Annotated in this window: 12 protein-coding genes; 3 read left to right on the forward strand and 9 right to left on the reverse strand. The window is 61.2% G+C overall.

Annotated features, from left to right (window positions below; all coding sequences use genetic code 11):
- Positions 1–26: 26 nt before the first annotated feature.
- Positions 27–1616: a DUF5597 domain-containing protein gene (locus ABAC402_RS35505; protein WP_162148534.1), complete on the forward strand. Its 1590-nt coding sequence runs from the start codon at positions 27–29 to the stop codon at positions 1614–1616.
- A 41-nt stretch (positions 1617–1657) separates the two neighbouring features.
- Here ABAC402_RS35505 and ABAC402_RS35510 read toward each other — a convergent pair whose 3' ends face one another.
- From ABAC402_RS35510 to ABAC402_RS35530, 5 genes are all read right to left on the reverse strand, one after another.
- On the reverse strand, positions 1658–3685 hold the full coding sequence (locus ABAC402_RS35510) for a glycoside hydrolase family 97 protein (protein ID WP_023450642.1): 2028 nt from the start codon (positions 3683–3685) through the stop codon (positions 1658–1660).
- A gap of 75 nt (positions 3686–3760) precedes the next feature.
- Positions 3761–4447: a glutathione S-transferase family protein gene (locus ABAC402_RS35515; protein WP_023450643.1), complete on the reverse strand. Its 687-nt coding sequence runs from the start codon at positions 4445–4447 to the stop codon at positions 3761–3763.
- A gap of 86 nt (positions 4448–4533) precedes the next feature.
- The gene (locus ABAC402_RS35520; protein ID WP_023450644.1) at positions 4534–5331 is read right to left on the reverse strand and encodes a class III extradiol ring-cleavage dioxygenase; all 798 of its coding nucleotides are present in this window, start codon (positions 5329–5331) and stop codon (positions 4534–4536) included.
- Entirely contained in the window at positions 5331–5897 is a 567-nt protein-coding gene (locus ABAC402_RS35525) for a YceI family protein (protein ID WP_023450645.1), read from the reverse strand. Before ABAC402_RS35525 ends, ABAC402_RS35520 begins: the two co-directional genes overlap by 1 nt.
- A gap of 4 nt (positions 5898–5901) precedes the next feature.
- A complete protein-coding gene (locus tag ABAC402_RS35530; RefSeq protein ID WP_023450646.1) occupies positions 5902–6483 on the reverse strand; it encodes a YceI family protein in 582 nt (193 codons plus the stop codon).
- 218 nt (positions 6484–6701) lie between these two features.
- On the opposite strand from ABAC402_RS35530, the gene ABAC402_RS35535 reads away from it, so the two are divergent.
- Positions 6702–7229 (forward strand): DUF1993 family protein, encoded by a 528-nt coding sequence (locus tag ABAC402_RS35535; RefSeq protein ID WP_023450647.1) that lies wholly within the window; start codon positions 6702–6704, stop codon positions 7227–7229.
- A gap of 111 nt (positions 7230–7340) precedes the next feature.
- Here ABAC402_RS35535 and ABAC402_RS35540 read toward each other — a convergent pair whose 3' ends face one another.
- Genes ABAC402_RS35540 through thiD form a run of 4 tightly spaced genes read right to left on the reverse strand, consistent with a single transcriptional unit; the run spans position 7341 to position 10250 of the window.
- On the reverse strand, positions 7341–8426 hold the full coding sequence (locus tag ABAC402_RS35540; protein ID WP_023450648.1) for a saccharopine dehydrogenase family protein: 1086 nt from the start codon (positions 8424–8426) through the stop codon (positions 7341–7343).
- The gene (locus ABAC402_RS35545; protein WP_023450649.1) at positions 8416–9033 is read right to left on the reverse strand and encodes a DUF4166 domain-containing protein; all 618 of its coding nucleotides are present in this window, start codon (positions 9031–9033) and stop codon (positions 8416–8418) included. Before ABAC402_RS35545 ends, ABAC402_RS35540 begins: the two co-directional genes overlap by 11 nt.
- Positions 9030–9413 carry a DCC1-like thiol-disulfide oxidoreductase family protein gene (locus ABAC402_RS35550; protein WP_023450650.1) on the reverse strand — a complete coding sequence of 128 codons (384 nt, stop codon included), beginning with the start codon at positions 9411–9413 and terminating at the stop codon, positions 9030–9032. Before ABAC402_RS35550 ends, ABAC402_RS35545 begins: the two co-directional genes overlap by 4 nt.
- A gap of 57 nt (positions 9414–9470) precedes the next feature.
- On the reverse strand, positions 9471–10250 hold the full coding sequence (gene thiD / locus ABAC402_RS35555; RefSeq protein ID WP_023450651.1) for a bifunctional hydroxymethylpyrimidine kinase/phosphomethylpyrimidine kinase: 780 nt from the start codon (positions 10248–10250) through the stop codon (positions 9471–9473).
- Positions 10251–10306: 56 nt separating this feature from the next.
- On the opposite strand from thiD, the gene ABAC402_RS35560 reads away from it, so the two are divergent.
- The gene (locus tag ABAC402_RS35560; protein WP_031235890.1) at positions 10307–10561 is read left to right on the forward strand and encodes a DUF1653 domain-containing protein; all 255 of its coding nucleotides are present in this window, start codon (positions 10307–10309) and stop codon (positions 10559–10561) included.
- Positions 10562–10634: the final 73 nt, after the last annotated feature.

Raw genomic sequence — 10634 nt, forward strand, 5'->3', positions numbered from 1 at the left:
TGGTGACGCAGGGGGGGCGGCCTTTCATGAAAGTCAACGATCAGCCCTACCTCATCCTGGGTGGCGAGTTGCACAATTCATCGGCGTCATCTGTGGCCTACATGGATCGGGTCTGGCAGAACCTTGGGCCAACGGCAATCAATACGCTGCTGGTTAACGTCGGCTGGCAGCAGTTTGAACCGGTCGAAGGCCAGTTCGATTACACCGTCATCGACAGCCTGATCGAGAACGCGAGGGTGCATGATAAGCGGCTGGTGATTCTCTGGTTCGGTAGTTGGAAGAATGGCGCCTCGAGCTACCCGCCGACCTGGGTGGTTCAGGATCAGAGGCGGTTTCCGCGTGTCCGTACGGAACAGGGGGGACAGCGCGAAATTCTGTCGCTTTTCGGCGCCGAACGAACCCTGGCTGCGGAGACCAGGGCTTATAGTGCCCTGATGACGCGTATTCGTAACAGGGACGCCGACGGCCGCGTCATTATGATGCAGATCAATAACGAAGTCGGGATTCTTGGCCAGGGCTATGACCATTCAAAGGCGGCGGTCGCGTATCTGCGGCAGCCCGTACCGCCAGCCCTGCTGCGTTACATGCATGACAATGCCGCTAAACTCAGGCCGGAATTGCTGGAGGCCTGGACACGGGCGGGGAGGGCGTCAAGCGGCAGCTGGCTGACGGTGTTTGGCGACACACCGGCCGCGAGGGAATTTGCCCTTGCCTGGAACTATGCCACCTACTCCAACAGCTTGTCCGTCGCGGGCAAAAAAATCCATGCCTTGCCGACGTTCGTGAACGCCTGGCTGGTCCAGGACGACACACAGCGGGCCGGCGACTATCCCGGGGGCGGGCCGGTTTCGCGCGTCATGGACATCTATAAGGCCGGAGCGCCCAGCCTTGATCTGTTGGCGCCCGACATCTACCTGCCCGACTTTCGCAGCATTGTGGCCGACTATTCGCGGGCTGACAATCCTCTGTTTATTCCGGAGTCGACGCATGAGGTCGGACGCGCCTTTTACGCCTTGGGCCAGCACAACGCCCTTGGCTACTCACCTTTCGGAATCGACAACATGGCAAAATTGCCTCCCCTCGAAGCCGGCTATCAGGTTCTGGACCAGATCGCGCCGCTAATTCTGGAGGCGCGCCTCAAGGGCTGGAAAACGATCGGCATCCTGCGCCAGGGCAAGGACGAATACGACCATAGCGTCGAACTCGATGATATGACGATCAAGATCCGTTACCAGCATGGTGAGGGTGGCGATTATGCAATCTTGATCCGCGACCGGGAGGACCATCTCTACATTGCCGGACAGAACATGTTCGTCTCGTTCTCATCCAAGATCAAGGGCAAGGCAGCGCGGATTGCGACCGTCTATGAGGGCGTATTTGTCGAAGGCCAATGGCAGCCGGGTCGCCTCCTGAATGGCGACGAAACCTTCCACAACGAGAATGTCCGCGTTGAAAGCCGCAAATCCGGCGACGTTACCGAAACTCAGGCCGCAGGCGTTCTGGCGCCGCAACCGACCGCCGAGACTGTCCTGAAGCAGCCATCGGCCAGGCTAACCAAAACTGCCTACGAAATCCCGCAAATCTACAGCGTAGATCTTTACTGGCGAGACGAGTAGGAGCGCACGACCACAGATCACGGCGGACGAGTCGGCAAGCCTTACCTCTTCTTTTTCTTGCCCTTCCTGGCGGTTTCTGGCGCAATCACCGCAACAGCGCCGCCGGAAGGGGCAAGTTTCAGGGTCAGGCTCCCTGACCTGTCAGCTGTCGAAGACGCAACCGTCAGGCTGTTGACGTCGGCGCCGTCCTGCCAGGTTTTCGCGGTGAACTTGCCATCGCCCAGGAACTCCAGGGGCACAACCACATCCCGGCCGGACTCGTTGGTCATGGCGCCGACATACCAGGTGTCGCCCTTGCGGCGGGCGCTGACGATGAACTGGCCGATATCACCCTGGACAACGCGGGTCTCGTCCCAGGTTGTCGGGACGTTTTGCAAAAATTCCGCGCCATCGGCCCAGGAGCCATCCGGCTTTTTGTAGGCCGGCGGAGCGTCCGCTACCATCTGGAACGGTGAGTCATAGACAACATACATGGCGACGGCCTGGCCACGCGTTGTCTGGACGAAGGGCGCATGGTTACGACGCTGCTGGGCAAAGTCGGCCGGCGACAAAGAGCGGAAACCACCCGGCGTGTAGTCGTGGGGTCCGAGGATCTGGCGCGTGAACGGCAAGGTGACATTGTGGGTGGCCGTGACGCGGGCGCTCCACTTGTTGTACTCCGCGCCCAAAACGCCTTCCTGAGTGATATAGTTCGGCCAGGTGCGGTTCAAACCATTGGGCGGGTAGGCGCCATGCATATCGACCAGCAGGTGATGCTTCGCCGCAACCGCCATCAGGCGGTGGTAGTAGTCGACCATCTCCTGGTCGTTGCGGTTCATGAAGTCGACCTTGATGCCCTGCAGGCCCCACTTTTCGTAAGTCGCCAGGGCCTCTTCCATCTGGGCATCAAGCTGGTGCCATTGCACCCAAACCCAGACGCCGATCTTCTTTGACTTGGCGTAGCGCAGCAGTTCCGGCATGTCGAGCACCGGCTTGGCCTTGGTGATGTCGGCGTCGGGATTGGGCTCGATATCGGACCCCATCGACCAGCCTTCATCGATCAGGATGTCGTCCAGTTTCATCTCGGCAGCGAAGTCGACAAAATGCTTGTAGCTCTCAGTGTTGATACCGGCATTGGGTGTTTCCAGCGCCCAGTCGTTCCACCAGTCCCACGCGGTCTTGCGGCCGCGGATCCATGAGGTGTCGGCGATTTGCGACGGCGTCGCCAGGGTAGTGATCAGGTCCGAACCCGTCAGGTCGCCCGGCTGGTCGCCGATCATGACCACGCGCCACGGCGTCTGGAAGCCGTCGGCATCCAGCTTGACGTCGGCCACCACGCTCTTGCGGAAGCGGTAGTTGCGGTCGTTGTCGAAGCGCGGCGGCAGGTTGGTGCGGACACCGATTCCGCCGTCGCCGCGGCCGGAGATATAGAAGCCCGGATAGTCTTTCACGTCGGACTCGGCGATGGCAAAAGTCTTGTTGCCCTCGCCGGTCTTGCATACCAGAGGTGCGATGTAATTGTTGTGCTCGCGGATCAGCGAGGCCTTGATCGGGTCGTACTCGCCTTCGAAACTGGTGTTCATGGCGCCCATATTGGCGCCCCAGCAGCTATAGTCGGCCGGGAAGAAGAACTGGGTGTTCTCGCTCATCACCTTGAAGCCGGTGACACCGGCCTGGGCCGGAACGGCGTAGCGCAAGGCGACGCCATTGTCGTAGGCGCGGATGATGATGTTGTACTTGAAAACACCTCCACCGGCGGTGAGGGCGATATCGCTCTGGTTATAGCGGTCGGGCACGACAGACGCCTTGCCGACCACGGGTTTCCAGGTCGAATTGACGGTTGTTTCCGTATGGCCGGTGATGGTCGAGCCCGAGCCGATATAGGCGATGTCCAGCTTCCACTCCAGCGGGGAGGGGCCGATGATGGCCTTTCCGTCCTGTTCGACCGTGTAGCTCAATCCGCTCTGCGACTGATCGAAGCTGATAGCGATGCGGCCATTGGGCGAGGTGACCTTGACGGTTTCGGCGGACGCCGTTCCGGCTGCCAGGGCAGCGGTTAGGGCCAGAAGACTGACGGTGACGCGTGACATGGTAGGCTCCCTGATCTATTCGTTGAGGGATTCCTATTTTGTATTACATTATTCCGCAAGTCACATTGTTGCTGGTTATGTCGCCCGATAGTCGGCGATGATCTCGCCGGCCAGGGCGATCTCGGCCTCGTGCGGGGTGTCGCGTTCCGTCTCCGCCAGGCCGCCGGCGTACCAGGCCTGCATGGCCGGTTCCGCCAGCATCCGGTCGACATAGGTGCGTGACGATTGGCTGAGGTCGGAACCGACGCCATAGGTCTGGATGCGAAAGACGACTGGAGCGTAGAAGGCATCCACGGCGGTAAAGGCGCCGCCAGCGAGGTACGGACCGCCGAACTTCGTGAATCCGTCAGTCCACAGGGCGTCCAGGCGCGCCAGATCACGGATCAGGGCCGGCGGGGTGTTGAACAGCTTGACCCGCACGCCGATGGTCATCGAGCAGTAGGTTCGCAAGGCGCTGAAGCCGGAGTGCATCTCGGCCGCCGCCGACCGCGCCCAGGCCCGGGCGGGCTTGTGGGACGGCCAGACCTGAGGATAGCTTTCAGCGACATATTCGGCGATGGCCAGCGAGTCCCATACGGTCACGTCGCCGTCGACAAGGGCCGGCACCAGGGCGGTCGGCGAAAAATCTCGGAAACCGGAATTGTCGGGTTTGAAGAAATGCTGGCGCTCGGTGAAGGGGATGTCGAGCGCCGTCAGTAGCACCCATGGCCGCAGCGACCACGACGAATAGTTCTTGTTGCCGATATGCAGTTCGTAGGTCATGGGCGATCTCCCTCAAAAAATCGCCTGCACCTAAGCGCAACTCTGATGAAATGGCCATATGGCTTTTCGCCAACCGGCAGGGCAAATCAGCCAAATTGATAAGCACTGATCGCGATGCCCGTCTGACCTAAGCTGTCTTCGTGGTAGGTGCGGCGCGCCGGATCGCCACGGCCGGCGCCGGCGACCACCATCAACGGCAGCAGGTGCTCCTCACGGGGATGGCAGTCCTTTGCGTGGGGCGCACCCTCCCAGCCGGTCAGGCCGTCAACGCCTTCGGCCAGAGTAGCATCCAGCCAGGCATCGAAGGCATGCGATGCCGGCCCGCTGTTGCTGCCGCGGCCCATCAGGCGCGGGATGCTGTGATAGCTCATGCCGGAGCCTATGATCAGAACGCCTTCGTCGCGCAGGGGCGCCAGGGCGCGGCCAAGGGCGAGGTGCTCGGCCGCGTCCAGTCCATGTTTCAGGGAAAGTTGAATCGTCGGGATACCGGCCTCCGGGAAGGCCAGAAGCAGGGGAATGAACACGCCGTGATCGAAGTCGCGGACTGCGTCGGTGGCCATCGTGATGCCGGCGGTTCTGGCCAGGTGCTGGACACGCTGGGCCAGGGCTTGCGAGCCCGGCGCCGGCCAGGCCAGTTCGTAGGTATGCGGCGGAAAGCCGAAATAGTCGAACAATAACCCAGGCGCAGGCTTGGTCTGGACCGTAAAGTCGGCCTCTTCCCAGTGGGCGGAAACAACCAGAATGGCCTTGGGCTTGCCGCCGACATCCTGCGGCAGGCGCTTCAGGTAGGCACCCATTTCGTCCCACATGTCGGCCGGGTTCCAGTCCATGAAAAAGCACGGTCCGCCGCCATGGGGGATGTACACGGTCGGGGTGGTCGTCATCAGTAGGCTTCTACTTCTATTACGAGGCCGATTTCGTCACCTATGATCGGTTCCAGATTGCCAAGACCGAAGGCCTTGCGGCTCAACTGCGCCGTGGCGGTAAAGCCAACGCCCGTCTTGAACAGCGCCGGATTGAAGGCCTTACGATTGAAGGTCACGTCCAGCACCACGCTTTGGGTGATGCCGTGGACGGTCAGGTCGCCGGTCACCTTCGCCGTCCTGTCGCCGGTCGGTTCGACCTGGGTGCTGACGAAGGTCGCCTGTGGAAACCGGGCGACATCGAAATATTTTTCGCCCTTCAGGAGATCGTCGAATTCGGGCAGCGCCGTGGTCAGGGTGGCCATGTCGAGGCTGGCCGTGACCGAACTCCTGGCGGGATCGTCGCTGTCGAGCACGATCGTACCCGCTGCGCCCATCACCTTGCCGGTGGGATGGGACAAACCGAAGTGTTCGTAGGTGAACTGGGCAGAGCTGTGCTTGCCCTCGATACTGAAGGTATCGGCGGCGGCAACCGGGGATGTTGCCGCCGCCAGACCGAACAAGACGATGGCGAGTCGTCCGGTCACGGATCTATTCCGCAATCGCTTCTGCGGTGATTTCCAGTTTGATCTCGTCCGAGACCGCGGGCACATAGGCGCCGACGCCGAAGTCACTGCGCTTGATCGTGCCGGTGGCCTGGAAGCCCGCCGCCTTTTTCTTCTTCATGGGATGTTCACCCATCCCGTTCAGCGCAACGTCCAGGGTCACGCTCTTGGTGACGCCGTGGATGGTCAGGTCGCCGGTGACCTTGGCGGTCTTGGCAGACGTCACCTGAACTGCGGTGCTTTTGAACGTCGCGGTCGGGAACTTGGCGGCGTCGAAAAAGTCCGCGCCTTTTAAGTGCGTGTCCAGCGCCGCAACGCCGGTGTTGAGGCCGCTGATATCAAAGCTGACCGATACGGACGACTTGGACGGATCTGCCTGGTCAAGCGTTATCGAGCCGACGGCATTGGCAAACTTGCCCGTGGGCTTGGAAAAACCCAAATGGGTCCAGCCAAACACCACTTCGGTGTGGCCGGCATCCAGCTTGTAGGTTTCAGCGGCAAAGGCCGGCGCGGTGGCCAGGCCCAGGGCGAAAATCGAGGCGGCAAACAGGGAGGTCAGACGTTTCACAGGGTAGTTCCTTTGTGGCAGTGTTTGAACCATATGTAACAATAGTAATTACTGTTTAGCATTTCAAGGCCGGCCCCCGGACGCACGACGAATTTATGATCGCAGTCCTTCGACGCGCGGGCAATCGCTAATTTGGTGTCCGGCGGATTTACAACGGCATTGGGGCTCCCCATATGGCAGCCATCCGACAACGGATACGCAACCAAGGAGGGATTCCCATGCCAGACACTGCCATTACCGTCTCCAAGATCGACATGTACCAGGCCTCCGTGCCGATCATGCTGCGTTCCCTGGCCAACCTCAAGGCCATACTGGCCAAGGCCGAAGCCTGGGCTGCCGACAAGAACGTCAAGGAAGATACAGTCCTCAACGCGCGCCTGGCGCTCGATATGCTGCCCTTGGTCAAGCAGATCCAGATCGCCAGCGACAATGCCAAGGGTGTGGCCGCGCGCTTGGGCGGCGTCGACAATCCGTCCTTTGCCGACGACGAAAAGACCTTTGCCGAACTGCACGAGCGTCTGCAGAAGACGATCGATTTCATCAAGTCCGTGCCGGCGGCCGGTTTCGAAGGTTCCGAAACCCGCGAACTGGTGCTGAAATTCCCCAACCTGACAATGGAATTCACCGGCCTAGCCTATCTGACCGGCTTCGCCATTCCCAACTTCTTCTTCCATGTTACCACGGCCTACGCCATCCTGCGCCATTCGGGTGTACCGATTGGTAAGCCCGACTTCCTGGGGGGCTAAAGCGCAATCCGATAAAGTGCGCGGTACTTTTCGGAATAACTCCGCGATGAAAGAGAATCAAAGAGTGGGGTTTTGATGGAATCAAAAACCCCACTCTTGGGCCGAAGCGCTTCAAGAGATGCAGGTCTTGATTTCGAAGGGTTCAAGCTCTTTGACGTAGTCGTCGAGACTGACCCGTCCAACACAAGGATAGGCTCCGGCTGGAAGGCCGGGGCCTTTTTCGCATAGTTTTCGCGCCAGGACGATAGCCGGGATGCACGGGATGTTGGGACCGTCGCCGGCTTCTGCGACAATGGTCCAGGTTTTCCGCATCGGCTGGCCGTCATGGCCTTCGCCGCGCAAGGTCATGTACATGCCACCGGTATCGCTTCCGAAGATGTCGAACCATCGGCTGACGGTCAGGAGGACGCCGGCAAAGCGCGTCAGGTCCAGCGGCCAGCCCCAGCGTATCGGCCACGACGCCAGCCACAGAAACCACTGCATAAAGGCCAGTTCGACCCCGGCGCCAAAACGGATATCCCTTATTCCGTAAGCCTTCGGAAGCAGATCAAGATCGGGAATGTCGCAATTGGCCAGCCAGCGTTTGCCAAAAACTGGAAATGTCCATGATCGGATATCCTGCCAGCCATAGGCCCTGGGATGGCCTGCAAACGGGCGCAACGGCTTGCCGACATAGCTCAGTATGGCGCGGATCGTGGCCAGGCCGCGTTCGGTTTTCTGGCCGGGCGAGATGCCGACATCGACGCCGTCCAGGCGCGCGAACTGGTGCCGATAATGTTCGATCACGGCCGAGGACAGGCCCGGCACGGTCGAGGCGCCGGTGATCAGGGCGACGCCGGCGTCCCTGGCCTCAGCGTCGAGGGTAGCGAATCCGCGAACGAAGTCGCGGCCGTCGGCCAGGTCGATATAGGCAATGCCGGCGGCAATACAGGCCCGCGCCACGCTGTAGTCGGAGCCCTGGAAGGGTCCGCAGGTATGGACGACGACAGCGGGCTTTTCGCGCGCCAGGACAGGCGGCAGATCACGGTGGATGTCGAGGCTGAGGCCGCGTGCACCAGGCAGCGAGGCTGCCAGGGAGCGCGCCTTTGCGGCATCCCGCCCGGCAACGATGACCGCAACGCCATGCCGCGCCAGACCGGCGCAGATGCGTTTGCCAAAATTGCCATAGCCGCCCAGGACCAGAACGTCACCCGTCAAGCTTCACCTCGGTAATGCGAAAGGTCCCGGCATAGCCGATCAGCGGCCCCGCATGCAGGACGTGGGTGAGGGCGGTCTGCATCGAAAAGCTGTCGTCGTCGACCGCGGTTTCCCACGCGGCACCGGTGCCGAACAGGTATTTCAACGCGCCGGGCAGGGGGATGTGGCGGCCGAACAGGCGCCAGGTAAAGCCGCGATGGCGGATGATGACCTTGCCCTCTTCGAAGCTGTACGAGGCCTTCCAGCCGCCGCCGAAACGGAAAATTTCGATGACCTCGTGCGGACCGGTGACCACCAGTTCCGAGCGGAAGGTATGAACTGGACGGCCGGGCGGAAAGAAATGCCGTTCGAAGATGTAGCTGTCCGACTTCGGATCGCTGCGGGTATAGACCGTGACGGGAACAGCCTTGCCCTCGAACGGCACCAGCAATCCGCCCAGTTTCAGCAGCCAGGCGAAGCGCCGCATGGCCGGGGACAGGGTGATGTCCAGTGTGCCCTGGTGGGTAACGACGTCACGGGTGAAAGGCCGATTGGCATAGTGCGCCTGCAAGGCCAGCGGCAGGGCCTCCCATTGATCACCAAAGGCGGCGGCAAAGATCGGCTTCATATCGGCTGTTTCCCGTTGAGAACCAGCATCAGCCGCCGGATGGCCTTCATGGCGGGATAGGCGATGGCAACGGTTGTCCGGTTGCGAAACAGGGCGACGTTCAGCCGGTTCAGCCAGCCCCGGTCCGAACCGATCATGGCCAGCAGGTGCAGGGCGTCCTTGCCGTGATAGAGGCGATTTTCGAACTTGACGACGATGCCCTGGTTCAGGTCGAAACCATGGGCAGCGATCTGCACCATCAGCGGCGTGTCGCCGATCTCGCGCGCGTTGAGGATCTGCAGTGATCCAACGGCCTGTTTGATGCGGACCATATGGGCGGAAGCCGTGCAGAACGGACAATCACCGTCATAAACCAGCTGGATCGGTTGCCCTTCGGTCATGGCGCAAGTTTAGCATTGCGAGCGCCCACAGCAATGCGGCAATTCAGCCCGCTGTGATTACAGCAACCAGTTATGCCGCAGCGGACCGTGGCCGTGGCCCAGGCCCGGCGCCATCAGAATGGCGCCCAGGACATAATCTCTCGCCAGGGTAACCCTATCCTGCAACGGCCGATCCGGCCGCCACAGGGCGGCACAGGCGCTGGCCAGGGTACAGCCGGTGCCGTGGGTATGCGGCGTGTCGATCCGCTCCGAGGCAAAGCGGAAGACCTGATCCTGGGTAAACAACAGGTCAACCACCTCTGGTCCCGGCAAGTGGCCGCCCTTGATCAGCACATTGCGCGCCCCGGCCTTGAGCAGGGCTTCGCCGGCACGGCGGGCATCGCCTTCGTTGTCGACGGCAAAGCCGGTCAGGGCGGCGGCTTCGGGGGAATTGGGCGTCAGCAGGCCGGCGCGCGGCACCATGATCGACTTCAGCGCTGCCACCGCCTCTTGCGCCAGCAAAGGATGGCCGCCCTTGGCGACCATGACGGGGTCGACGACGGCAAAGGCTTCGGTGGCGTCCATGAGTTGCGCGACCGTTTCCATGACGGCGACATCGCCCAGCATGCCGGTCTTGACCGTATCGGCGCCGATGTCATCGAGACAGGCCAGGCCCTGGGCCAGGATTGTTTCCGGCGGCACGGCCATGACGCCGGTGACACCCTGGGTATTCTGTATTGTCAGGGCGGTGATGGCGGTCATGGCGTAGGCTCCCAGGCAGGTCACCGTCTTGATATCGGCCTGGATGCCGGCGCCGCCCGACGGGTCGGAGCCGGCAATGATAAGGACACGGTGCACTTTCAATCCTTGGCGAACAGGTCCATGATTGGGACACCCCCAGATAAGAGGCGATGATGCCCCTGACAACTACGTTTTACCAATCCGATATTCAGCGTGGGACCTACCGCCATTACAAGGACAAGCTCTACGAGGTGTTCGGGACCGTGACCCATTCGGAAACCGACGAGGTGCTGGTCCTGTACGCGCCGCTGAAGCAGGAGGCCGGCAATGCCCGGCTGTGGGTGCGTCCCTTGGCCATGTTTACCGAAACCGTGGTAACGGAAGACGGGGAAAAACCGCGATTCGCGTATGTTGAAGGTGGCTTCTGATGCTGGCACTCTGCATTAAAACCAGCGCCCGATTGGGCGTCGGCGACGTTTCGCCGCCGCGGAGGCATGAGCG

The organism is Asticcacaulis sp. AC402 (assembly GCF_000495835.1).
Classification (GTDB): domain Bacteria; phylum Pseudomonadota; class Alphaproteobacteria; order Caulobacterales; family Caulobacteraceae; genus Asticcacaulis.